Source organism: Lentzea sp. NPDC058450 (assembly GCF_042721395.1).
Taxonomy (GTDB): domain Bacteria; phylum Actinomycetota; class Actinomycetes; order Mycobacteriales; family Pseudonocardiaceae; genus Lentzea.
In genome coordinates, this window is record NZ_JBHXLO010000015.1 from 49164 (window position 1) to 72576 (window position 23413).

Consider the following 23413-nt stretch of genomic DNA (forward strand, 5'->3'; position numbering starts at 1 on the left):
CTATTCACCCAGACGCCAATCCTGCTGCAGGCCGAATCCTCGAAGCGCCGCGAGAAGGCCCGAACGCGGCCACCACCGCGAGCACCACGACCGCCGCCGCGCCGATGACCAGCGGCAACACGACTTTCAGTCCTGGCAGTGACATGTCGATTCCCGTCGAAAGAATCGCGATCTGCGCGTAGCCGAACCCGAGCACGCCGCCGCCGATCACGCCCACGAGGGCCAACATGATCGCTTCAGCGATGACTCCGCCCTGTAGCCCGCCCCGAGTGACGCCCAAGGCGCGGCGCAGCGCGAGCTCCTTGCGACGCTCCTGAACGGAGATCGTCAGCGCCGTTCCGATACCGGTCACGGCGACCGCCACGGACAGTCCGAGCAGCACCATCATCAGCACGGTGCCGAGGTGCATGTACCGCTCGGCCTCGGCGCGCTCGTCCGCGTCGGTCTCGACGATCACGGTCGGGTTGGCGGGCAGCGCGGCCTGCAGTCCCGCCCGGAACTCGGCGGGGTCGACGCCGGGCTTCAACGCGACCAGCACCTTCTCCGCCGGGCTCGAGGTCAGGCCGCCGACGATCGACGAGTAGCCCGTGAGCCGCCCCGGGATCGTGCCCACGACCTTGTACTGCTTGCCGTCCGCCTCCACGAACGGCCGGTCGTACCAGTCCGGTGCGAGCGCGTTGCCGTCCGTCAGCTGTCCGGCACCGGTCACGCCCTGCGCCTTCAGCCACGCGTTGAACTGCGCGGGGTCGGCGCCCGAGACGCCGTCGTCGATCTTGTGCAGTGCCACCGACGCCTCGACGCCGGGCTGCGAAGGGATGTTCGGCAACGGGCGTTGCCCCGCGTCCACGACGGTCGCGTCGGGCCGTTGCTCGTTGGCGAACGAGTACGTCATCTCCTGCGCGCCGCCCAGCAGGACCAGGAAGAACGTCACCATCGAACTGGCCAGCAGCAACGGCAGCGCCACCGCGGCCGACCGCTGCGGCATCCGGCGCACCTCGGCGCCGGCGAGCTTCCACTGGGTGCCACCGATCTTGCCGAACAACCGCGCGATGAACGGCACCGTGACGGGCCCGAGGATCCAGAACAGCCCGGTCACCGCGGCGATCGCGGAGAACGTCACGGCCAGCGGAGCACCCACGGTCCCCTTGGCGGCGATGGCGACCAGCGCGAGGAACCCAGCGCCAGCCGTGAACAAAATGCCGAACACGAGCCGAAGGCGACGCACGGACCGTGTCGGCACCTCGCTGTCGGCGTCACGCAGAGCAGCAAGAGGCGACACACGAGCAGCATTGACAGCGGGCCTGATGGCCGCCATCACGCTCAAGACCGCGGCGACGACGACTCCGAGGATCACGTACCCGAGCGACGGCAGCAGTTCCGGGCTGAGCTCCACGGCCCCGAACAGCGCGGAGATCCCGGTCGCGTCGAACGTCCGCGCCAGCAGCCACGCCATCGGCCCGCCGAGCAACGCCCCGCCCACCCCGGCGAGCGCGCCCGTCACGAACGCCTCGAACAGGCTCCGGCGCACCAACGGCCCGCGCTGGGCGCCGATGCACCGCAGCAGCGCCGTCTGCCGCTGCCGTTGCGCGTAGACCGCCCGGAACGTGGCAGCCGCGACGAACACCGCCGTGGCCAGCGCGAGCACGCTGAACGGCAGCAGGATGAACGTCAGGTCGTTGCCGATCTTGTCGGCGTCCGGCGCCGGGTCCGACACCCAGTACGCCGCGCCGGCCGCGCTCGTGACGGCCTCGCGCGACCCGCCGATCACCCACACCTCCCTGGTGAAGGGCTGCGGGTCGAGCTTGCGCGCGAGGTCCGGACCGGACACCAGCACCGGCCGCGAGTCGAGCCCGCCGCGCTTCATGACACCGCTGACCGTCACGTCGAACGGCTTGCCGTCCGCCGCGGCGAGCTGGATCTTGTCGCCGGGCTTGAGCCCGCGCTCGAACGCGGTGATCTTGTCGACCGCGACCTCGTTGTCCGCGCCGGGCTGCCTGCCCTCGGCGAGCGGCCAGCGCACCAGGTCGGGCTGCTGGACGTTGACCTCGGCGCGGTGCTCCCCCGCGCGTCCGTTGCCGTCGAGCAGGTCCGCCTGCGCGACCTGCACGGGCACCGCGCGGCCGACCGCGGAGAGCTTGGCGATCAGGGCGTCGTCGAGTTTCGCGGGACTGCCGCCCTGCACGTTGCGCACGTCCACCACGTGCCCGACCGAGGAGGGGGTGAGGGGCGCGCCCTCGTCGACCGACCTGGTGAGCGCGTCGCTCAGCACCAGGGCGGCCAGCAGGCAGGCCACGCCGACGACGAGCGCGACGCCGGGCAGCAGCGCGCGGCCCGGCCGGGCGCGGAACTCGGCGACGCCGAGCCGCAGGGAAGTGGACACGAATCCTCCTCGGTGACGTCTGACGTCCCCGAAGGTAGGAAGAATGGCGATCAGCGGGCGTCGGACTGGGGTAGCAAGCTCGCGTACGACCACAGGAGGACACGGGGATGATCAACCTCTACGACGAGGACGCGAACGTCATCGGCGAGGTGACGCGCGCGCGGATGCGTGCCGAGAACCTCTGGCACGGCTGCGCCACGATCGTCGTGAGGTCCGTCGACGGCGACCGGGTCTACGTGCACCGCCGCACCGACACCAAGGACGCGTTCCCCGGCCTGTACGACTGCACCGCGGGCGGTGTGATCGACGCGGGTGAGAGTCCCGCCGTGGCCGCGAAACGCGAGCTGCGCGAGGAACTGGGCGTCGAGTCGCCGCTGACGTTCCTCTTCCAGACCACCTACGTGGACGGGCTCACGCGCTACCACGCGTGGATCTACGAGACGCGCACCGACGGACCGTTCACCCACCAGCCCGAGGAGGTCGCCTGGGGCGGGTGGATGGACCTCGCCGAGCTGCGCGGCAAGATCGAGGACCCGGACTGGGCGCTGGTGCCGGATGGCCGGGTCATCTCCCAAGAGTGGTTGCGGCGCACTACGACCGGGTGAACCCGTGGCTGCGCTCCACCTTCGCCACGTGCAGCGTGTAGCTCTCGTACCAGTCGGCGCGGCCGCGCTTCTGCGCCACCCGGTGCTCGGCGTCGGTGCGCCATTGCTCGAGGGCCTCGGCGTCGCGGAAGTACCCGACGGTGATGCCGAGCCCGCCGGGGTTCTGCGCGTGGTCCATCCCGAGGTAGCCGGGGATGTCGCGCACGAGCTCCTCCATGCGCGCGTTGGTCTCGGCGTAGCCGGTCTGGTCCTGGGTGCGCACGGTCGTGAAGATCGCCGCGTAGTAAGGGGGTTCGAAGGCCGGGAGGGGTGCGTCGCTCACGGCGTCACCGTAACTAGTTCCAGCTGAGCCCGGAACGGGTTTTCCAGTACTGCTCGGCGGGCTCGGCCAGGTCGGGCAGGTCTGCCTCGACCTTCAGCGCGTCCAGGTTGGACAGCAGCTGCTCCGGGCTCGCCGCGCCGGACAGCACGACGTCCACGAACGGCTGCCGCGCGATCACCGACAACGCGACGGCGTCCGGCCCGACACCGAGCGCCTCCGCCTGTGCCGCAACCGCTTGCGGGGGCTGCACGACGAGCCGTCCGTTCGCGACGCCCTCCTTGACGATCACCCGCAGGCCGGCGTCGTGCGCCTCCCGCAACGCCTCCCCCGCCGAGGTCTCCAGAACGTTCCAAGTGGACTGGACGGACGAGAAGATCCCGAGCTCCAGGGCCTTGCGGATGGCGTCGGACTGGCGCGGTCCCGACGTCGAGAAGCCCAGCGGCACCCCGATCTCCACCATCGCGTCCTGCAATGCGCGGTCGGCGAACAACGGGCTGTCGGCGGTCAGCGAGTGCACCTGGTAGAGGTCGACGCGCGGCAGCAACGCGCGGGTTTCGGCCCACTGCCGCGTGAAGCGCGCGAGCGAGTGCTCCTTGACCTCGTGCACCTCGGCGTCCGGCCGCCAGTCCGCGACGTAGGCGTACCCCCACTTGCTGGAGACCGTCACGTCGTCGTGGCCGGGCAGCCACGACGACAGGAAGTCCTCCGACAGCCCGTACGAGCGGGCGGCGTCGACCCACCGGATGCCCGCCTCGTAGGCCGTGTCGAGCACCCGGTGGCACTGCGCGCGCATGGACTCGACGTCGCGCACGGCCGGCAGCGCGCCCTCACGCCCGAGGTTGATGTACGCGGGACGACCGAGGGAGGCGAGACCGAGCGCGAGTTGAGCCATGCCGACAACGGTAAACGGCGGCCCCGAGGGACCGCCGTTCACGTGACCCGCCGGGGTCGGTCAACCAGAGAGATCAGAAGTCATCGGCAGTGCGGATGTGGTTGCGCACCCACTTGCCGGCCTCCTTCAGCACACCCTCACCGGCGAAGTTGCTGCCGGAGCAGGTGCCGCTGTTGAACACCGCGCCCGTGCGGTGGTCGTCGGAGAAGTTCCAGTTCGTCCACGAGATCTTGGCGTCCTTCATGAACGTGATGAACTTGTTCGCCATGGTGAAGTCGTTGGGACCGTCACCGGAGGCCTCCTGCGAACCGAACTCGGTGACGAAGACCGGCACCTGGCTCGACACGGTCTTCAGCGCGTTGAGGTACGAGTCGCGGTGGTCCTTCGCGTAGAAGTGGAACGTGTACATCAGGTTCGACGCGTTGACCTTGTTCTGGCTGACCTCGTTGATGTTGCGGCCGTCGGACAGGCCGAACGTCGACCAGCCGTGCGTGCCCACGAGCACGAGGCTGTCCGGGTCCTCGGCGCGGATCGTCGGGATGACGGCCTCCGCGTAGGTCTTGACCCGCGCCCACGTCACGCCGTTCGGTTCGTTGGCGATGTCGTAGATGATGTTCGTCTTGTCCTTGTGCCGCTGCGCGATCTCCTTGAAGAAGGTCTTGGCGCGCGCGGTGTTGTGGTTCGGGTCGCCCGGCGAGAGCTGGTGCCAGTCGACCAGCGCGTACAGGCCGCGCTTCGTGGCCTCCTCGATGTAGCCGTGCACCATGTCGGTGAACTTGCGAGGGTTGGACTCGTAGCCACCTTCCTGGATGTACATCGAGATGCGGAGGACGTCGGCCTTCCAGTCGTTGGCGAGCGCGTCCAGGGACGCGGTCTTCACGCACTGCGAGTACCACTGGATGCCGTGCGTGCTCATGCCGCGCAGCTGGATCTGCTTGCCGTTCTTGTTGCACAGCTTGACGCCGCACACCTTGAGCTGCCCGTTGACCGCCGCGGGCGAACCCGGCGGCAGCGCGGCGGCGGCGAAGGTGTCACCCTCGGGAGCGGCGGCGACGGAACTGCCCGCCATCGCACCGGTCAACGGGAGCACTACTGCCGCGGCGAGCGCCACCACAGACTTCTGCCAGGACATTCAGCGTCTCCTCTCGGACTGCGGCGGCGGAGTTAGTTAGGTAAGTTTCCTTACCGATTAAAGGTATAGATGACCATAGGGCCGCCTAAAGAGGGAGTCAAGCGTCTCGTCGCAGAAGAGTCACAGTTCCGGTACACAGGGTCACCAGTGCGTAGATCGCCAAACATGCGATGGCGGCCAACGGGCTCAACGGGGCGTCCTCGATGACGCCCGCGACCTGCCACACCAGGTACGGCACCATCACGGCGGACACGTCGACGTTCCACGGGTCCGGCAGCATCGGCGTGATGGCCGGCAGTCCCCACAGCAGCACGCCGACGACCACGATCGTGACGGCCGTCGACCGCGCCGCGAGCCCGATCCCGAGCCCGGCCAGACCGGTGACCAGGATCGACAGCACGGCGGCACCCTGCCACGGCAGCACGTCGCCCAGGCCGTCCCACGGCGCGATCGGCGGCGGCCGGTCCCCCATGATCAGCCAGCTCGCCGTGGTGCTCAGGGCCAGCGCGACGGTGCCCAGCACCAGGGCAGCGGCGGCGACGAGCACCGTTTTGGCCGCCAGCAAACGCTTCCGGTCCGGCACGGCGGTGAGCGCGGTGAGCCGGGGGTCGGAGGTGGCGACCAGGGCGCCGAGCGCGGCGACCAGGAACTGGATCACCGGCGTGATCACCACGGTGGCGTCGGCGGAGGCGAACGTCTGCTGCTCCGCGGCCGTCGACGTGTCGTAGTCGCGGACCATGAACCACGACAGCAACGCTCCGGTCAGCACCATCAGGCCGATCACAGCGGTGAGCGCCTTGGGCGCCCTGACGGTCCTCAGCTTCAGCCACTCGGCGGCGAGCGCGTTCTTCACAGTCCCCTCCCCGAGGTGAGGTCCAGGTAGGCGTCCTCCAGAGAACCGTTGCGGGTCAACGCCTCCATCGGCGTCTCGGCGACCAGCTGTCCTCTTGCGACGATCACGACGTGGTCCGCGGTCAGCGCCATCTCGCTCATCAGGTGGCTGGAGACGAAGACCGTGCGGCCTTCCTTCGCGAGCCCGCGCATGAGGTCGCGGATCCACCGCACGCCCTCGGGGTCGAGGCCGTTGACCGGTTCGTCGAACATCAGCGTCCGCGGGTCGCCCAGCAGCGCGGCCGCGACGCCGAGCCGTTGCTTCATGCCCAGCGACAACGTCCGGATCCGCCTGTGCCGCACGCCTCCCAGCCCGACCTGCTCCAGCAGCTCCACGGCGCGCTTCCGGCCGATGCCGTTGCTCGCGGCGATCCACAGCAGGTGGTCGAGCGCCCCGCGCCCGTGGTGCACCGCCGCCGGGTCGAGCAACGCGCCGACGTGCGTGAGCGGCCGGGCGAGCGTCGCGTAGCGGCGGCCGTCGATCAGCGCCTCACCACCGGAGGGCCGGTCCAGGCCGAGGATCATGCGCATCGTCGTGGACTTCCCGGCGCCGTTCGGGCCGAGGAAGCCCGTCACCAGTCCGGGGTGGACGGTGAACGACAGGTCGTCGACCGCCTTCACGTCCCCGTATCTCTTCGTCAGGTTCCGCACCTCGATCATGCCGACGAGGGTTCCGGCTTCGAGGCCCGCGCGGATCGGCCCGTGCTCCGATCCCCGGAATCGGACCGTGGTCCGAGGTGGTGCGGCTCAGGGCTCGCTACGGTGCTTTCGTGATCGCGAGACTGCACCTCTACCTGGTCGACGCGGCCGCCTGCGTGGTGATCGGCGTGCTCGTCGGCTACGCCATGGTGGAGTACCAGGAAAAACCGTGGTGGCTCGTCGTGCCGGGTGCGTTCCTGGTGGCGTTGCCCGTGGCGGTGCGCCGGTTCTGGCCGATGGCCTCCCTGGTGGTGAGCACGCTGGCGACGGTGGCGGTGGTGATCAGCCAGCTGGTCCCCGTTCCGGCTCTGGGCGCCCCGGTCGGTGCGGTCGGCTTCACGCTCTACACGGTCGCGGTCGACCGTTCCCGCACGTGGTCGCTGGCAGGCCTCGTGTTCGCGACCGTCTGCGTGTCGGGCGTCTCCGGCGGCGAGCCCGAAACGTGGCTGGTCGGCGTCGCGGTGCTGGGCGCGGTGTGGGCGATGGGCTACACGACCCGCCTGCGCCGCTCGTTCCAGCTGCGGGAGAGTGCTTCAGCGGCCGAACAGGCCCTCGCCGACGAACGCCTGCGCATCGCCCGCGAACTGCACGACGTGGTGGCGCACAACCTCTCCCTGATCGCCGTGCAGGCCGGCAACGCCGCACACGTGCGTTCACCCGAGCACGCCTACGAGGCGCTGCGGGTCATCTCGGAGGCCAGCCGCGGCGCTCTGACGGAGATGCGCGGGCTGCTGGGCGTGTTGCGGTCCGACGCCTCGCTCGCGCCCTCCCCCGGCCTGGACGGGCTGGCGGACCTGGCCGGCCGCGCGTCGCTCGCCGGGGTGCGCGTGACGCTGGAGGTGCGCGGGGACGCCGTCGTGCCCGAGGGGATCGGACTTTCGGCGTACCGAATCGTGCAGGAGGCCCTGACGAACGTCGTCAAGCACGCCGCGCCTGCTTCCTGCACGGTCCTGGTAGAGGTGGAGCCCGATGCCGTTCGCGTCGAGGTGGCGGACGACGGACCTGGAGTGCGGGAGCTGGGCGTGGGGCACGGGTTGATCGGCATGCGGGAGCGCGTGGCGGTGTACGGGGGGACGTTCAGCGCCGGTCCTGGGGCCGACGGCGGGTTCCGGGTCGTCGCGTCGTTGCCGGTCCGATGATCTCGGTGCTGATCGCGGACGACCAGGCGTTGCTGCGCGCCAGTTTCCGGATGCTCGTGGACAACGAACCGGACCTGACCGTGGTGGGCGAGGCCGGGACCGGGGCCGAGGCGGTGGCGCTGGCCGCGGAGCTGAAGCCGGACGTGGTGCTGATGGACATCCGGATGCCCGAGATGGACGGGATCGAGGCGACCCGGCGGCTGTCCGGGCCCCGCGTGCTCGTGCTGACCACCTTCGACCTGGACGAGTACGTCTTCGGGGCGCTGCGGGCCGGGGCCTCCGGCTTTCTCTTGAAGGACACGCCTCCTGGTGAGCTTCTGGCCGCTGTTCGGGTGGTGGCTTCCGGGGAGTCGTTGTTGTCGCCCGGGGTCACCCGGCGGTTGATCTCGGAGTTCGTCCGGACGCCCGTTGCGCCGGTGGTGCGGGGGCTGGAGCGGGTCACCGAGCGGGAGAAGGAAGTCCTGCTGCTGATCGCTCGGGGGCGGTCCAATGCCGAGATCATGGCCGAGCTGCACGTGAGTGCGGGGACGGTGAAGACGCACGTCGGGAACCTGCTGGCCAAGCTGCACGCGCGGGATCGGGCTCAGCTGGTGATCGCGGCATACGAGTCCGGGCTGGTGCGGTAGTTCTTGGGGTTCCGTCGCCTTGCGAGGGTGGTCCATCAGGCAATGACGAGAGACCTGGGGTGTGCGATTGGGGCTTGACCTTGAGCCTCTGGCGGGATGCATTCGCGGCCTTCACAAGCCGGGGTTGAAAGCGCCCCGGCCGGACCGGACAGGTTGGCATCCCGCCCCCTCAAGGTAAAGCCCCAATCGCCTTGAGCGGCGTAACCGGCTCACGGGGTGGCATCAGCCCGTTCGGGCTCGCCTGCGGCATCGCGTGCCAGGTTTCGTACGTGGTTGGCTTTGCGTTGACGACTGTCCGGTTGACACCGCGCGCCAGGCCAAGATGGTGGTCGCCTTGCTTTGACGACTGCGGTTGGCACCGACAAGCCGATGGTCGCTAGCGCTCGTCCTCCTCCACTCCCGCCGCACGCGCCCAGCCTCACCTCCTTGCACCGGCTCGCCGTCGCCTGCTGCTGGCTCGCCGGTCAACGCGAAAACGCCCCGGCCGCTGGTGTGCGGCCGGGGCGGTTCGGTCTGACGGTCCTACAGGTACGTGCCGGTGTTCGTGGCCGTGTCGATCGCGCGGCCGGCGTCCTGGTTCTTCCCGGTGACGAGCGTGCGGATGTAGACGATCCGCTCGCCCTTCTTGCCCGAGATGCGAGCCCAGTCGTCCGGGTTCGTCGTGTTCGGCAGGTCCTCGTTCTCGGCGAACTCGTCGAGGATGGCCGCCTGCAGGTGCCGGACCGAGAGGCCGGGCTGCTTGGTGTCCAGCAGCGACTTGATCGCCGCCTTCTTGGCCCTGTCGACGATGTTCTGGATCATGGCGCCGGAGTTGAAGTCCCGGAAGTACAGGACCTCCTTGTCACCGTTGGCGTAGGTGACCTCCAGGAACCGGTTGTCCTCGGACTCCTCGTACATGCGCTCCACGGTGTGCTGCACCATGCCCTCGATGCAGGCCTTCGGGTCCCCGCCGAACTCGGCGAGGTCGTCGGCGTGCAGCGGGAGGTTCGGAGTCAGGTACTTGTTGAAGATGTCCTTCGCGCCCTCGGCGTCGGGCCGCTCGATCTTGATCTTCACGTCGAGCCGGCCCGGGCGGAGGATCGCCGGGTCGATCATGTCCTCGCGGTTGGAGGCGCCGATGACGATGACGTTCTCCAGGCCCTCGACGCCGTCGATCTCGGCGAGGAGCTGGGGCACGATCGTCGTCTCGACGTCGGACGACACACCCGAACCACGGGTGCGGAAGATCGAGTCCATCTCGTCGAAGAACACGATCACCGGGGTGCCGTCGGACGCCTTCTCACGAGCCCGCTGGAAGATCAGGCGGATGTGCCGCTCGGTCTCACCGACGAACTTGTTGAGGAGCTCGGGGCCCTTGATGTTGAGGAAGTACGACTTGGCCTGCTTGTCGGTCTCGCCGCGGATCTCCCGCACCTTCTTGGCCAGGGAGTTCGCCACCGCCTTGGCGATGAGCGTCTTGCCGCAGCCGGGAGGGCCGTAGAGCAGCACGCCCTTGGGCGGGCGCAGCTCGTACTCGCGGAACAGGTCCGCGTGCAGGAACGGCAGCTCCACGGCGTCGCGGATCTGCTCGATCTGCCGGGAGAGGCCACCGATGTCGTTGTAGTCGATGTCCGGGACCTCTTCGAGCACGAGGTCCTCGACCTCGGCCTTGGGGACCCGTTCGTAGGCGAACCCCGCCTTCGAGTCGACCAGCAGCGAGTCGCCGGGCTTGAGCGGCGAGTCGAGCAGCGGCTGGGCGAGCCAGACCACCCTCTCCTCGTCCGCGTGCCCCACGACCAGCGCACGCGCGATGGTGTCCGCACCGTCGTCGTCGGTGAGCACCTCCCGCAGCGCGCAGACCTCGCCGGAACGCTCGAACCCGCCGGCCTCGACGACCGTCAGCGCCTCGTTGAGGCGAACGGACTGCCCGTAGGCGATCTTCTCCGGTTCGACCGCTGGGGACACGGCCACGCGCATCCTGCGACCCGAGGTGAAGACGTCCACGGTTCCGTCGTCGTACCGCGCCATGAAGACGCCGTACCCGCTGGGCGGTTGCGCCAGCCGGTCGACTTCCTCACGCAGCGCGAGCAGCTGGCTTCGTGCTTCGCGGAGGGTGTCTATGAGCTTCGTGTTTCGCTCGGTCAGCTGGCTGACGCGCTCTGTCGCCTCAGCCAAGCGCTGCTCGAGCAACCGCGTGTGCCGCGGCGACTCGGTCAGCTTGCGACGCAACGACGCGATCTCGTCCTCGAGGAACCTGATCTGCGCAGTCAGCTCAGCAGAATTGTTGCCCTGGTTCAGCTCGCCACCCTCATCGGGTTGGCTGCCGGGATGACCGTGCTGCATGTCGGCACCCTCCTCCCGTGTTCGTACCGATTACGGTACCGGCGATCACCGACAAAATGGGGTACTCACAACATCATCTTCGCTCGTGTGACGCAACGGCAAGGCCTCCAAGAGAGGTCAACTAGTCCATCTCGGTGTCCGGCGCGACCGTTCGACGGCTACGGTGCGTCCCAGAAGCCGCGACCGGCGTTTCGCGCGACGACACGCCAGACGACCTGCGAGAAGCCCGAGGAGAGGGTCATGGGAGCACCAGGGCGGGAGCCCGGTCCCCACTGTCCGCGACCACCCTCGGACGCCACTGGACACACCTGGTACGGCTCACGGCCCGGCGACGGGCGTGAATCTGTCGCCGTCCCACCAGGTGGACCAGTGATTGATCCGTTCGGTGGTCACGCACCGCAACCCACCCCGTTCGTTCCCGGCGGAGGACCCGCTCGAGCAGGTCTCCGGTGCGTCCGGAGGGCGTGCGGCCAACCGGGTGGTTCCACCGACGCGACCGGCGCACCACCCCGACAGCGCAGAGCATCACGCTCGATTACCGGTGGAGTTGCCACAATCGTTATCAGACGCGACCTTCGCGCGGCCGGATCGCAACTCGGGGCCGTGTGCATAACCACTCGTGCGTGTCGATAGGCACCATTCGGCCGCGAGTTGTCAGGCGAAGCACCACAATGTCCAGCGAAAGATCACCTCATCCGCATCGGGGGAAGTTTCATGACCTACCCGCCGCAGCAGCCCGGGCCCTACGGGCAGCAGCCGCCGCCCGGTGGGCCGTACGGGCAGCAGCCGCCGCAGCAGCCGGGTCACGGCCAGCAGCCCCAGCCCGGGTACGGCCAGCCGCCCCAGCCGGGTTACGGCCAGCAGCCGCCTCCCGGTTACGGCCAGCAGCCCGGTCAGTACGGCCAGCCGCAGCAGGACCCGTTCGGCCCGCAGAGCGGTGGCTTCCCGCAGCAGGGTCAGCCGGGCCCTTACGGTCAGCAACCGCCCGGCCCGTACGGCCAGCCCCAGGGCTACGGCCAGCCCGGCGGGTACGGCGGCCCGCCGCCCAAGAAGAGCAACACCGGCCTGGTCGTCGGCATCATCATCGGCGTGCTGGTGCTCGTCGGCGGCGGTGCGACGGCGGCGGTGATGCTGTCGGGCAACAGCTCGTCCTCCGACTCCGGCTCGAGCAGCTCGGGCGGCGGTGACGACGCGGCGGACGTGAAGAAGGTCGCCGAGGAGTACTACGCCGCGAGCGCCTCGAAGAACGAGAGCAAGGCCAAGTCGATGGCCTGCGACGCCGCCCTCAAGGAAGCCGAGGAGGCGGAGAAGAAGCTCACGCCGGACCAGCGCAAGCTGGCCGAGGAGCTCAAGAAGATGCCGGCGCCGAAGGTCACCGTCAAGGACGTCAAGGTCAGCGGCGACACCGCGGACGTCGGCGTGTCCACGACCGTGACGCTCGGGACCGAGTCCAAGAGCTTCGACGCCACGGTGAAGTTCAAGAAGGAGTCGGGCGACTGGAAGTTCTGCACGCTCGCCAAGGACATCAAGCTGCCTGACTTCCAGGTTCCGACGATCCCGACCAAGTGATCGGGTTCAGCACTTCAGTTTCGGGGGATTTCCGATGACCTACCCGCCGCAGCAGCCGGGTCCCTACGGCCAGGGCCCGCAGCAGCCGGGCTACGGCCAGCAGCCACCGCCCGGTTACGGGCAACAGCCCCAGCCCGGCTACGGGCAGCAGCCGCCGCAGAACCCGTACGGCCAGCAGCCGCCGAGCGGTGGCTTCCCGCAGCAGGGTCAGCCAGGCCCCTACGGCCAGCAGCCGCCTCCCGGTTACGGCCAGCAGCCCGGTCAGTACGGCCAGCCCCAGGGTCCGTACGGCCAGCCCGGCGGGTTCGGCGGCCCGCCGCCCAAGAAGAGCAACACCGGCCTGATCATCGGCGTCGTCATCGGCGTGCTGGTGCTCGTCGGCGGCGGCGTGACGGCGGCCGTGCTGCTGTCCGGCGACAGCTCGAGCGACACCACCACCGCGGCCTCGGACACCAGCCAGGCGACCGACCCGACGGACGGCGGCTCCAAGCCGACCACGCCGTCGTCGAAGAGCTCGTCGAGCGGCGGTGACGCCGCGGCCAAGGACGTGGCCGAGGAGTTCACCGACCGGATCATGAAGGGCGTGCGCGCGGGCAACAGCAAGCCCGAGGACGTCAAGGAGCTCGTGTGCTCCGCCGAGTACCCCAAGCTCAAGCAGCAGACGACGGCGCCGCACCCGGAGGTCAAGGCCACCGTGTCGGAGGTCAGGACGTCGGGCAGCACCGGCACGTTCCGGCAGAGCATCGAGGGGCTCCCCGACCCGGCGAACGCCGGCAAGACGATCAAGGGCGCGATCATCTACAAGCTGTCGAAGGAAGGCAGCAAGTGGACGGTCTGCGGCATCGAGAAGCTCGAAGGCAACTGAGCTGACGCGACAGGGCCCCGCACCTCGTCGAGGTGCGGGGCCCTTCGTGCGCAACGGGTGCGGTCAGCCCTTGCTGGGACGGCGCTGCGGCTTCGGCGCCGTCACGCCGTCGGCGAGCTTGCGCGTGGTGAGCAGGAACGCGGTGTGCGCGATCATCCGGTGCTCCGGGCGCACGGCGAGACCCACGACGTGCCACGGCCGGACGAGCGTCTCCCACGCGTTCGGCTCGGTCCAGCACGTCATCTCCCGCAGCGCCTCCGTGACCACGGACAGCTGCGTGGTGGTCGCGACGTACACGACGAGCACGCCGCCGGGGATGAGGTTCTTCGCGATCGTGGGCAGGACCTCCCACGGCGAGAGCATGTCGAGGATGACCCGGTCGACCTCGCCCTCGTGGTTCTTCACGTCGTCGACGGTGATGGACCAGTTGCCCGGCCGTTCGCCGAAGAACGTCTCCACGTTGCGGATGGCGTGGACCGCGTGGTCGTCGCGCACCTCGTAGGACTGGACGCTGCCCTTCTCCCCCACCGCGCGCAGCAGCGAGCACGACAGCGCGCCGGAACCGGCACCCGCCTCCAGCACGCGCGCGCCCGGGAAGATGTCGCCGTACATGCAGATCTGCGCGGCGTCCTTGGGGTAGATGACCTGCGCGCCCCGCGGCATCGACAGCACGTAGTCCGGCAGCAGCGGGCGCAGCGCCAGGAAGTTCGTGCCGCCCACCGACGCGACGACGGAGCCCTCGGGCTGGCCGATCAGCTTGTCGTGCGGGATGGCGCCGCGGTGGGTGTGGTACTCCTTGCCGGGTTCGAGAACGACCGTGTAGTGCCGGCCCTTGGGGTCGGTCAGCTGTACCCGGTCACCCGGCTGGAACGGTCCACTTGCGCTAATCACCGCGCAATGGTGTCAAACGCCCTTCTCAATGGCCGCACGCAGGTCCTCCCTGCGCAGCACACCGGCCGGGCGGCCTTCCAGATCGACGACGAGGAACTGCCACGCGGCCGTGCCCTGGACGCGTTCGACGATCTCCTCGCCGGGTTCGTCGGCGAGCAGCACGGTCTCCGGCCGGATCGGCTCGGCGGCCTGTTCCGCGGGCGCGAACGGGCTGGCGGCGGCGAGCTTGCGCGCCAGTTCGGTGTCCAGCAGCCCGGCCGCCACGCCGTCGGCCCGCACCAGCACCACGCCCCGCCCCGCCGACGTGCTCAGCGCGTCCGCGACGGGACTTTCCGCCGGGAGCTGCAAGACGGGCAGGATCAGGTCGTTGAGCGTGACCCCCTCGGGCCACGTCCTGCGGCGTTCGCTGGCGAGCTCACTGCGCGCTCCGGCAACGACAACCCACGCCGTGAGCACGCACACGCCGAATCGCAGCCAACGGTCATCGGCACCCTGGGCGACGCCGTAGAGCGCCCACACCACCAACGCGGCGGCGACGGCGAAACCGCCGACCACGGCGACTCGGGTGCCCATCGCTCGTTGACCGGTGGCAGCCCACACACCCGCGCGCACGATCCTGCCGCCGTCGAGAGGCAGCCCCGGCAACAGGTTGAAGATGGCCACGACGAGGTTCGCGCCGGCGATCTGCACCACCAGCAGCCACAACACGCCGCCGGACGTCATCGCGAACCCGCCGATGCCGAACACGACCGCGAGCCCGATGGACACCACCGGCCCGGCGCCCGCGACCACACCCTCGTGGCTGGGTTTGCCGGGGGTGCGCATGATCTCGGACAGCCCGCCGAGCAGGTAGAGCCGGAGCCGTCTGACCGGCAGGCCGAGTCTCAGCGCCGCGACGCAGTGGCCGAGCTCGTGAGCCAGCACGGAAAGGCCGAGGAAGACGGCGAACAACGCGGCCACGAGCAGACCGACACCGGGCGGGGTTCCCGGCGCCAGGTCGTCGACCAGCGGAGCGTAGAACGCCACCACGATCGCCGAGCCGATCCACCACGACGGCGCGAGCAACACCGGGATGCCCGCCACCCGGAACAGCAGCAGGCCGCCCTCTCGTTCGCTGATCCGCGCGGCCACGGGAGCACTGTAGAGCGGGTGGTGTGATCTCGCGGTTCGGTGGGCGCTCCCGGAATTGTCAGACCTCTGTCCTATCGTGCGAAGCATGAGCACCACGTTGCGCAGGCCCGCGCTGTCGCCGTCCCGGGCAGGGGACTTCAAGCAGTGCCCGCTGCTCTACCGGTTCCGCGCGGTCGACCGCCTTCCCGAGCGGCCGACGAAGGCGCAGGTGCGCGGCACGGTGGTGCACGCGGTGCTCGAGGACCTGTTCGCGCTGCCCGCCGCCGAACGCGTGCCGGACCGCGCCCGCGAGATGATTTCTCCTGCGTGGGACCGGGTGAAGGGCGAGCGCCCGGAGTTCGCCACCCTCTTCGAGTCCGAGGGCAGCGAGGAGGAGGCGGAGTGGCTCGCGTCGGCCACGAAGCTGCTCGACGGCTACTTCGGCCTGGAGGACCCGCGCCGGCTCGAACCGGAGTCGCGCGAACTGCTCGTCGAGTCCGAGCTGCCGTCCGGCGTGCTGCTGCGCGGCTACATCGACCGGGTGGACGTCGCCCCGACGGGTGAAATCCGGGTCGTGGACTACAAGACCGGCGCCGCGCCCCGCGAGATCGGCGAGGCGAAGGCGTTGTTCCAGATGAAGTTCTACGCCCTGGTGCTGTGGAAGCTGCGCGGCGTCGTGCCGCGCCAGTTGCGGCTCATGTACCTCGCCGACCGCCAGGCCCTCGCCTACCAGCCGGACGAGTCGGAGCTCGCGCGGTTCGAACGCACGCTGGACGCCATCTGGCAGGCCATCATGCGCGCCGCCCCGACCGGTGACTTCCGCCCCAACCCGAGCCGCCTGTGCGACTACTGCGACCACAAGGCGTTCTGCCCGGCGTTCGACGGCACCCCGCCGCCCTACCCGGGCTGGCCGGAGCCGGACGACACCGAGACCCTCCAGGACCGCGACCGATGACGGCCTTCTACCTGCCGCTGGACGACACCACGTTCCGCGCCACCGAGCACACCGTCGGCCCGTGGGGCCCGGACAGCCAGCACCTGGGCCCGCCCTCGGCGTTGCTGGTGCGCGCGTTGCTCGGCCTCGGCAACCCGTCGTCGGCGCTGGCCCGCGTCACGTTCGAGGTGCTGGGCCCGGTCCCGGTGGCGGACCTGACGGTGTCCACCTCGGTAGAACGCCCAGGCCGTTCCGTGGAACTGCTGGCAGCATCGCTGTCCTACAACGGCCGTGCAGTGCTGACGGCCCGTGCGTGGCGCATCGTCGCCGCGGACACCACCGCCGTAGCGGGAGGCGAAGTGCCTTTGCTGCCACCACCTTCCTCCGCCGTGCCGATGGAGATCCCCGAACACTGGGGAGGCGGCTACCTGGCGGCCGTCGAGTGGCTCTCCGTGTCCGGCGGCATCTTCACGCCGGGCGACGCCCAGGTGTGGGCCCGCCCGCGCGTAGCCGTGGTCGAGGGCTTCGAGCCCAGCCCGGAAGAGCGCCTGTTCTCCGTAGTGGACTCCGCGAGCGGCGTATCGTCCCGTGTGGACATTCGCAAGTGGTACGCCATCAACACAGACCTGACCGTCCACCTGCACCGCCGCCCGGCCGGCGAGTGGGTCGGCATGGACGCGCGCACCACCATCGGCCCGGACGGCGTGGGGCTCGCGACCAGCGTGGTGCACGACGCGGACGGCCCGGTGGGCACGACGGCACAGGCGTTGTTCGTCCGCGAGCGCTGAGTCACGGCGAGGGGATCCGCCGCACCCGCACCCGGCGGTGTGCCCGACAACGCTGACCAGGTCACGCGGTCCGACGCTCACCGCGAACCGGAACAGCGCCGACCGGCTTCCCCTGTCATCCGCTCCGAGTCAGGCTCGAACGCGATGTCGAGTTCGTCCGAGCCATGTCCTCGGGGCCGCCAGACGGAAGATCGGCGCAACCAGTCGGCGGAATTCACTCGACCGGAGCAGAACCATTCCACGTCAACAGATCCAGGCGTGCGGGTACCTCACAGGACGCAACGGGAGTCGCAGCGTCACCACCGTCCACAAAGCCACGACACCCCGCGATCAACCATCCCTCGGCCGGGTTCTACCGCCGCACTCGCGCGGACAGCGAGGGTGGGGAGCGGGGAGGACACATGGCGAGGAAGAACCGCAGGAAGAGAGCCACGTCGTACCTGGTCTTCATCGGGGTCTTCGCGGTCTTCTGCGTCGTCGCGCTCAACCGCGAGAACTACTGGCGTGCCGCGGTGTTCGGTGTCGCCGCGCTGTGCTGGATCGTCGCCGCACGGTTTCCCGTCAAGTGTGCGGTGACAACAAGACAAGGCCTGTCGTGCCGCAACGGCGCCAACGGCGTGCTGTTCGGGTGCAGCCAGGCCGGCCACACGTGGATCAAGTTCCGCGCCCACTTCGGCCGGCACGAACGCGTCCGCGCCGCCGCTGCCCCGGCGAGGACGGCCGCGGTGAGCATCGCCGAGCCGGGGCGGGCCACCGTCCTGTTCTGGCTCACCGTCGTCGCCACGAGCGCGGGTTTCATCTCGATGACCACGGACGTCATCGGCCTGTTCGAGTGACCGCGAGAGGGCGTAGCGTCAGCGGGACTGTGAAGAGGTTCGCGAACCGGCAGGAAGCGGGCCGCGCCCTCGCCGCGCGACTCGCCGAACAGCCCTGGCACGACCCGCTCGTCCTCGGCCTCCCGAGAGGCGGCGTCCCAGTCGCCAAGGAGATCGCGACCCACCTGAACGCCGAACTGGACGTCGTCGTCGCCCGCAAGATCGGCGCGCCGGGCCACCCCGAGTACGGCGTCGGCGCCGTCACGGCCGACAGCGAGCCGATCTACGACCCCAGAGTGCTCCGGGCCCTGAACCTCACCGAGGAACAACTGGGTCACAAGGCCGACGAGGAACGCGAAGAAGCCAGAAGAAGAACGGCGCTCTACCGCGGCGACAGACCGCTGACCATCGCTGGCCGCGACGTCATCCTGGTCGACGACGGCCTGGCGACCGGTGTCACCGCCAGAGCGGCGCTCCACCACATCGCGGGTCACGGCCCGGGCAGCGTCACCCTGGCCGTCCCGGTGGCCGCGAGGGACGCGGTCGAGACGTTCCGGACGCCGGTGGTCGCCCTCCTCACGCCGAGGCACTTCCAGGCCGTGAGCCGCTGGTACGACAGCTTCGATCAGACCACGGACGACGAGGTGCTCAGGGCGCTCTCGTAGTGCGACACCACGGGGAACGGCGAGTAGAAGCGGTGCAGCAGCTCCGACCACCGCGCATAGGTCGGCCCCTGCCGGAACCCCACCGTGTGGTCCTCGACCGAGTCCCACCGCACGAGCAGCAGGTACCGCGCCGGCGTCTCCAGGCAGCGCAGCAGTTCGAGACCGCGGAAGCCCGGCGAGGCGGAGATCAGCTCCCGCGCCTCGCCGAACGCCCACTCGAAGTCCTGCTCGGCACCCGGCAGGACGTCGAGCAGGGCGTGCTCCGTGATCACAGGCGGCAGAACCTGATGTCCGAGGCCAGCACGGCCTTGGCACCGATCGCCGCGAGCGCGTCCATCACGTTGTTCGCTTCCTTGCGCGACACCATCGCCCGCACGGCCGCCCAGTCCGGGTTGGCCAGCGGCGCGACCGTCGGCGACTCGAGGCCCGGCGTCAGCGCGATGGCGTCGTCCAGGATCGAGCGCGGGCAGTCGTAGTCGAGCATCAGGTACTGCTGCGCGAACACGACACCCTGCAGACGGGCGGTGAGCTGCTTCTTCGCCGCCGTGAGCTCGGAGCCGTTGCGGTGGATCAGCACGGCCTCGGACTCGCAGATCGGCTCGCCGAACGGCACCAGGTCGTGCTGGCGCAGCGTGCGGCCGGAGCCCACCACGTCGGCGATCAGGTCGGCCACGCCGAGCTGGATCGAGATCTCCACGGCGCCGTCGAGGCGGATCACCTTCGCGGTGATGCCGCGGGCCTTGAGGTCGCGGCCCACGAGCTTCGGGTACGCCGTGGCGAGGCGCTTGCCCTCCAGGTCGGAGACCTTCCAGTCGGTGCCGCGAGGCCCCGCGTACCGGAAGGTCGACGAGCCGAAGCCCAGCGCCAGCAACTCCTCGACGGAGGAGCCGTTGTCGTCGGCGCCCGAGTCGGCGGCCAGGTCCCGGCCGGTGATGCCGAGGTCGAGGTCACCGGACGCCACGTAGATCGCGATGTCCTTGGGGCGCAGGAAGAAGAACTCGACGTCGTTGTTGTTGTCGAGCACGGTCAGGTCACGCGGCTCGTGCCGCTGCCGGTAGCCGGCCTCGGTGAGCATGGCGGAGGCGCGTTCAGCGAGCGCGCCCTTGTTCGGGACTGCTACGCGCAGCATGTGGAAGTCTCTTTCAGAGGTACTTGTAGACGTCTTCGAGGGTGAGCCCACGGCCCAGCATGAGCACCTGGAGGCGGTAGAGCAGCTGCGAGATCTCTTCGGAGAGCTTCTCGTCGGACTCGTACTCGGCGGCGATCCAGACCTCGCCGGCCTCCTCCAGGACCTTCTTGCCCTGCGCATGGACCCCGGCCTCAAGCGCTGCGACGGTGCCGGAACCCTCCGGCTTGGTGGCGGCTCGTTCGGTCAGTTCAGCGAACAGGGAATCGAAGGTCTTCACGGCACGACATCCTCCCATCCCGCGGACCCCCGTCCACACCGCGGTCGCATCTGTCCCAGGCCGTGGACTTGACTTTCTCCCCAGCTGCAACTGAGGAGCCCCGCCCGACTCACGTCGGACACCATTCAGGTGTGTCTCACGACACAGGATTCCTGCTTCTCCGCCGACCGCGGAAGGGCGGGCCCTCGCCGTCTCACATCAGCTCCACAGGCATCGCCCGAGTCGCCTCGGGCTACGGCTCGACCAGCCGCAAGGATGTTCTTCGCCGCGTTCAGGTCCCGGTCGTGCCGGGTGCGGCAGATCGGACACGTCCAGTGCCGAATGGACAGACCCAACTCGGCCAGCAGATGTCCACAGGCTGAACAGGTCTTGCTGCTCGGGTACCAGCGATCGACGACCACGAGCGTCCGCCCTGCGCGATGCGCCTTGTACTCCAGCATCGCCCGGAACTCACCCCACGCCACGTCGCTGATCGCACGGGCCATCCGCCTGCTCCGAACCATGTTCGCGACAGCGAGATCCTCGATCGCGATGAAATCAGCGCTGCGGACGATGCGACTGCTGGTGCGGTGCAAGAAATCGCGGCGAGCGTTGCCGACCTTGCGATGCGCGACAGCAACTCTTCGCTTTGCTTTGACGCGATTGTTGGAGCCTCGCTGCGTCCTGGCCAGACGCCGCTGGTGACGAGCGAGGTTGCGCGCCTTGCGTTCCAGACACCGGGGATTGGCGATTCGCTGACCGTCGCTCGTGACGATGAAGTCCTTGACGCCGAGGTCCAGGCCGATCATGTGACCGGTGACCGGCAGCGGTTCGGGATCACTGGTGTCCACTGTGAACGTGACGTACCAACGCTGATCGGCTTCTCGTGCGACCACGATCATGGTGGGTGCGAGTCCGCTCAAATTCACTCGATCGAACGACCACACGAAACGCATCGGACCCGTTGTCTTGGCCAGGTGCAGCTCCCCGGCGCGCATGCGGAACGCGGACCGGGTGAAGTGCGCCGACTGCCGACCGTTGCGCGACTTGAAGCGCGGGAACTTCGCGCGCCCGGCGAAGAAGTTCCGACAGGCCGTGTACTGGTGGCGAAGCGTCTGCTGAAGAGGCACGCAGGACACTTCCGACAAGAAGGACAAGTCGTCGCTGCGCTTCCAAGCAGTCAGCGCGGCATCGGTCTCCCGGTACGAGGTGCTCTTGCCCTCGGTGCGGTAGCGAGTCGACCTCTCGGCAAGAGTCTTGTTCCACGCCAGGCGCACGCAGCCAAACGTGCGGTTGAGCATCGCGATCTGATCGGGGTCCGGGTAGGCCCGGCAGCGGTACGCCGTCCTCACAGCGCCAAGCCAGCCGATTGAAATCGCCCCGATTCGGGCCCTCTCCCACCTTCCGGGAAGATTCCACCCCGTAGCGTGAACTTCCGTGTCTGAGTTCGCCGAGGTTCTCGAAGCGCTGCGCCGGGTGCGCGGGATCAACCCGTTCTTCGCCCTCGACGTGGGCCGTCCGGACGAGTCGTGGCTGCCGGGAACGGCGCTGCTCGACGGTCCCGCGCTCAAGACCACCATCGACGCCATCGCGGTCCGCTACCGCGCCGAGGAGCCGAGGGTCGCGGCGAGCCTGTTCTTCCTCAGTTACACGGCCCGGTTGCTCAGCCCGCTCACGGCCGCGAACCTCCCGATCGACGTCCGGCCGGAGAACCTCTGGTGGCAGCACCACCCGCAGAACGGCCTGAGCGTCCGCATCGACGCACCGAGACTGGGCCCGCCGGCCGCCGCGGCGCTCGAACCGGTCGTGGCGGCGATCCAGGCGGTGACGCCGGTGGCGAGCGGGTTGTTGTGGGGCAACGCGATGTCGAACGTCGCGGGCGCGCTCAAAATGGTCGTGCGCGCACACATGCTCACCGCGGAGGAAGCGGAAGAACGGGGCGAACGGCTCATGAGCGCACCGCCGTTCGAACAGGCGGGAGAATTTCTGTCCTTTCCCGGCGAGCTCGGGTTCCGGCGCCGGTCGTGTTGTCTCTACTACCGCGTTGCCGCAGGTGGGAAGTGTGGTGACTGTCCACTCGTGAAGTGAGGAACGCAACAACTCTTATGGCCGGTTGTGCTTAACCGCCGGCTCAACTTACGGTGCACGCGCCGCAGTGACGGGAAGCCGGTGTGAATCCGGCGCGGTCCTCGCCACTGTGACCGGGAAGCGATCCCCGCCGAGCACGTCACTGGTCCCCGCCGGGACTGGGAAGACGCGGGGGCAGCGTTGATCCGGGAGTCAGGAGACCGGCTGCGGCGCCGCTAGGAGAGTTGACCTTCCACGAGGTATGGAGGAGCCCGTCATGACGAGCCCCGCAGCAAGCCTGTCCGCCGTCCGCGTGCCCAAATGGGCCTTCGCCGTCTCACTGCTCGGCCTGATCGTCACGTACCTGGTCCTGCAGGAGAACGGCCTCGCGCTCGGCGCGGGTTCCGAGTTGCTGCACGAGTTCTTCCACGACGGCCGTCACGCCCTCGGCGTCCCCTGCCACTAGATCCACGCAGATGACGACGACGTACAAGTCCATCGCACTACGCGGAGCAGCGGCCGGCGCCATCGCCGGTGTCGCCTCCGCACTGGTGCAGTTGCTGGTGACCGAGATCCCGATCCGGGCCGCGCTCGCGGTCGAGGAGGCTCGCGCACCCGCCGGCGAAGAGGCCGGCCACTCCCACGGCGGCGAGGAGGAACTCGTCAGCCGCGGCGCCCAGGTCGTGGGCGGCATGCTCGGCGTGGTGATCGTCGGCATCGCGGTCGGCCTGGTGTTCGCCACGGCCTACGCGCTGTCGAAGCGCTGGTTCACCGACCGCACGCCGTTCAGCCGCAGCTTCGCCTTCGGTGCCGCGGTCTTCGGCGCCGTGGCACTGCTGCCGTGGATCAAGTACCCGGCCAACCCGCCCGCCGTGGGCGACCCGGAGACGGTGAACTACCGCACCGCGCTCTACCTCGGCGTGGTGGTGGCCGGCCTGCTGATCGTGTGGGGCGCGAGCTGGCTCGCCGAGCAGCTGCGCGCGCAGTCCCAGCCCGTGCGCACGACGGCGGTGCTGCTCGCGGTCGTCGCGGCCACGGCCGTGGTGCTGCTCGCGTTCCCGGCCCCGCCGGACACGATCCCCGCGGACATGCCGGTGAACGTGCTGTGGCAGTTCCGCCTCAGCTCGCTCGCCCAGCTGGCCACGCTCTACGTCGGCATCGGCGTGGTGTTCGGCCTGCTGATCGACCCGGCCGCGCGCAAGGCCAAGGCCGCGCAGAAGGCCGCTGTCGCCTGATGGTGCAGGGGTGGGCGCCCCCCCCGCCCCCCCCCCCCCCGCCCCCCGTGTAATGGGCCCCCCCACCCAAAACCGAAAACC

The 23413-nt window shown here is 69.3% G+C and carries 24 protein-coding genes, 1 pseudogene and 1 riboswitch; of the genes and pseudogenes, 12 read left to right on the forward strand and 13 right to left on the reverse strand.

Going from position 1 to position 23413, the window contains the following annotated elements; all coding sequences use genetic code 11:
- Window positions 1-4 precede the first annotated feature (4 nt).
- Entirely contained in the window at window positions 5-2380 is a 2376-nt protein-coding gene (locus tag ACFWNN_RS23295) for an FtsX-like permease family protein (protein ID WP_382442030.1), read from the reverse strand.
- Between the two features lie 107 nt (window positions 2381-2487).
- On the opposite strand from ACFWNN_RS23295, the gene ACFWNN_RS23300 reads away from it, so the two are divergent.
- Entirely contained in the window at window positions 2488-2985 is a 498-nt protein-coding gene (locus ACFWNN_RS23300; RefSeq protein WP_382442031.1) for an NUDIX hydrolase, read from the forward strand.
- Here ACFWNN_RS23300 and ACFWNN_RS23305 read toward each other — a convergent pair.
- The 5 genes and pseudogenes from ACFWNN_RS23305 to ACFWNN_RS23325 all read right to left on the reverse strand — a co-directional run.
- Complete coding sequence (locus ACFWNN_RS23305; RefSeq protein ID WP_382442032.1) at window positions 2972-3307, reverse strand: antibiotic biosynthesis monooxygenase family protein; 336 nt, start codon at window positions 3305-3307, stop codon at window positions 2972-2974. The two genes, ACFWNN_RS23300 and ACFWNN_RS23305, sit on opposite strands and share 14 nt — an antisense overlap.
- Before the next feature lie 13 nt (window positions 3308-3320).
- Window positions 3321-4199 (reverse strand): aldo/keto reductase, encoded by an 879-nt coding sequence (locus ACFWNN_RS23310; protein WP_382442033.1) that lies wholly within the window; start codon window positions 4197-4199, stop codon window positions 3321-3323.
- A 73-nt stretch (window positions 4200-4272) separates the two neighbouring features.
- Window positions 4273-5331, reverse strand: coding sequence for a glycoside hydrolase family 5 protein (locus tag ACFWNN_RS23315; RefSeq protein WP_382442034.1), 1059 nt, complete (start codon window positions 5329-5331; stop codon window positions 4273-4275).
- A gap of 97 nt (window positions 5332-5428) precedes the next feature.
- Window positions 5429-6184, reverse strand: coding sequence for an ABC transporter permease (locus ACFWNN_RS23320; protein ID WP_382442035.1), 756 nt, complete (start codon window positions 6182-6184; stop codon window positions 5429-5431).
- 50 nt (window positions 6185-6234) lie between these two features.
- Window positions 6235-6882 (reverse strand): annotated as a pseudogene (locus ACFWNN_RS23325) (ABC transporter ATP-binding protein); the annotation flags it as partial.
- A 110-nt stretch (window positions 6883-6992) separates the two neighbouring features.
- Here ACFWNN_RS23325 and ACFWNN_RS23330 point away from each other — a divergent pair.
- Both ACFWNN_RS23330 and ACFWNN_RS23335 read left to right on the forward strand, forming a co-directional pair.
- Entirely contained in the window at window positions 6993-8060 is a 1068-nt protein-coding gene (locus ACFWNN_RS23330) for a sensor histidine kinase (RefSeq protein ID WP_382442036.1), read from the forward strand.
- Window positions 8057-8686 (forward strand): response regulator, encoded by a 630-nt coding sequence (locus ACFWNN_RS23335; protein WP_382442037.1) that lies wholly within the window; start codon window positions 8057-8059, stop codon window positions 8684-8686. Before ACFWNN_RS23330 ends, ACFWNN_RS23335 begins: the two co-directional genes overlap by 4 nt.
- Window positions 8687-9208: 522 nt before the next feature.
- On the opposite strand, the gene arc is transcribed toward ACFWNN_RS23335, so the two are convergent.
- On the reverse strand, window positions 9209-11008 hold the full coding sequence (gene arc / locus ACFWNN_RS23340; protein WP_382442038.1) for a proteasome ATPase: 1800 nt from the start codon (window positions 11006-11008) through the stop codon (window positions 9209-9211).
- 714 nt (window positions 11009-11722) lie between these two features.
- Here arc and ACFWNN_RS23345 point away from each other — a divergent pair.
- On the forward strand, window positions 11723-12577 hold the full coding sequence (locus ACFWNN_RS23345) for a hypothetical protein (RefSeq protein WP_382442039.1): 855 nt from the start codon (window positions 11723-11725) through the stop codon (window positions 12575-12577).
- 34 nt (window positions 12578-12611) lie between these two features.
- Window positions 12612-13442, forward strand: a complete 831-nt coding sequence (locus tag ACFWNN_RS23350; RefSeq protein WP_382442040.1) for a hypothetical protein — start codon at window positions 12612-12614, stop codon at window positions 13440-13442.
- Window positions 13443-13505: 63 nt separating this feature from the next.
- Here ACFWNN_RS23350 and ACFWNN_RS23355 read toward each other — a convergent pair whose 3' ends face one another.
- Both ACFWNN_RS23355 and ACFWNN_RS23360 read right to left on the reverse strand, forming a co-directional pair.
- Window positions 13506-14330: a tRNA (adenine-N1)-methyltransferase gene (locus tag ACFWNN_RS23355; RefSeq protein WP_382442189.1), complete on the reverse strand. Its 825-nt coding sequence runs from the start codon at window positions 14328-14330 to the stop codon at window positions 13506-13508.
- 15 nt (window positions 14331-14345) lie between these two features.
- The gene (locus tag ACFWNN_RS23360) at window positions 14346-15464 is read right to left on the reverse strand and encodes a site-2 protease family protein (protein ID WP_382442041.1); all 1119 of its coding nucleotides are present in this window, start codon (window positions 15462-15464) and stop codon (window positions 14346-14348) included.
- Window positions 15465-15549: 85 nt separating this feature from the next.
- On the opposite strand from ACFWNN_RS23360, the gene ACFWNN_RS23365 reads away from it, so the two are divergent.
- From ACFWNN_RS23365 to ACFWNN_RS23380, 4 genes are all read left to right on the forward strand, one after another.
- Entirely contained in the window at window positions 15550-16398 is an 849-nt protein-coding gene (locus tag ACFWNN_RS23365) for a RecB family exonuclease (RefSeq protein ID WP_382442042.1), read from the forward strand.
- Window positions 16395-17165, forward strand: coding sequence for a thioesterase family protein (locus ACFWNN_RS23370; RefSeq protein ID WP_382442043.1), 771 nt, complete (start codon window positions 16395-16397; stop codon window positions 17163-17165). Before ACFWNN_RS23365 ends, ACFWNN_RS23370 begins: the two co-directional genes overlap by 4 nt.
- Before the next feature lie 401 nt (window positions 17166-17566).
- Window positions 17567-18001 carry a hypothetical protein gene (locus ACFWNN_RS23375; protein ID WP_382442044.1) on the forward strand — a complete coding sequence of 145 codons (435 nt, stop codon included), beginning with the start codon at window positions 17567-17569 and terminating at the stop codon, window positions 17999-18001.
- Between the two features lie 29 nt (window positions 18002-18030).
- The gene (locus ACFWNN_RS23380; protein ID WP_382442045.1) at window positions 18031-18645 is read left to right on the forward strand and encodes a phosphoribosyltransferase; all 615 of its coding nucleotides are present in this window, start codon (window positions 18031-18033) and stop codon (window positions 18643-18645) included.
- Here the strand turns inward: ACFWNN_RS23380 and ACFWNN_RS23385 are convergent.
- The 4 genes from ACFWNN_RS23385 to ACFWNN_RS23400 all read right to left on the reverse strand — a co-directional run bounded on the left by ACFWNN_RS23385 (window position 18606) and on the right by ACFWNN_RS23400 (window position 21382).
- Window positions 18606-18917 (reverse strand): antibiotic biosynthesis monooxygenase family protein, encoded by a 312-nt coding sequence (locus tag ACFWNN_RS23385; protein WP_382442046.1) that lies wholly within the window; start codon window positions 18915-18917, stop codon window positions 18606-18608. The genes ACFWNN_RS23380 and ACFWNN_RS23385 overlap by 40 nt on opposite strands.
- On the reverse strand, window positions 18914-19774 hold the full coding sequence (hisG, locus tag ACFWNN_RS23390; protein WP_382442047.1) for an ATP phosphoribosyltransferase: 861 nt from the start codon (window positions 19772-19774) through the stop codon (window positions 18914-18916). Before hisG ends, ACFWNN_RS23385 begins: the two co-directional genes overlap by 4 nt.
- 13 nt (window positions 19775-19787) lie before the next feature.
- The gene (locus tag ACFWNN_RS23395) at window positions 19788-20051 is read right to left on the reverse strand and encodes a phosphoribosyl-ATP diphosphatase (protein WP_089912086.1); all 264 of its coding nucleotides are present in this window, start codon (window positions 20049-20051) and stop codon (window positions 19788-19790) included.
- 125 nt (window positions 20052-20176) lie between these two features.
- The gene (locus ACFWNN_RS23400; RefSeq protein ID WP_382442048.1) at window positions 20177-21382 is read right to left on the reverse strand and encodes an RNA-guided endonuclease InsQ/TnpB family protein; all 1206 of its coding nucleotides are present in this window, start codon (window positions 21380-21382) and stop codon (window positions 20177-20179) included.
- Window positions 21383-21467: 85 nt separating this feature from the next.
- Here ACFWNN_RS23400 and ACFWNN_RS23405 point away from each other — a divergent pair, with 85 nt between their 5' ends.
- The 3 genes from ACFWNN_RS23405 (at window position 21468) to ACFWNN_RS23415 (ending at window position 23332) form a co-directional block, all read left to right on the forward strand.
- The gene (locus tag ACFWNN_RS23405; RefSeq protein WP_382442049.1) at window positions 21468-22118 is read left to right on the forward strand and encodes a (2Fe-2S)-binding protein; all 651 of its coding nucleotides are present in this window, start codon (window positions 21468-21470) and stop codon (window positions 22116-22118) included.
- A gap of 70 nt (window positions 22119-22188) precedes the next feature.
- A riboswitch (cobalamin riboswitch) is annotated at window positions 22189-22321 on the forward strand.
- 53 nt (window positions 22322-22374) lie between these two features.
- Window positions 22375-22563, forward strand: a complete 189-nt coding sequence (locus ACFWNN_RS23410) for a CbtB-domain containing protein (RefSeq protein ID WP_177229632.1) — start codon at window positions 22375-22377, stop codon at window positions 22561-22563.
- A 10-nt stretch (window positions 22564-22573) separates the two neighbouring features.
- Entirely contained in the window at window positions 22574-23332 is a 759-nt protein-coding gene (locus ACFWNN_RS23415; protein ID WP_382442050.1) for a CbtA family protein, read from the forward strand.
- The last annotated feature ends 81 nt before the right edge of the window (window positions 23333-23413 follow it).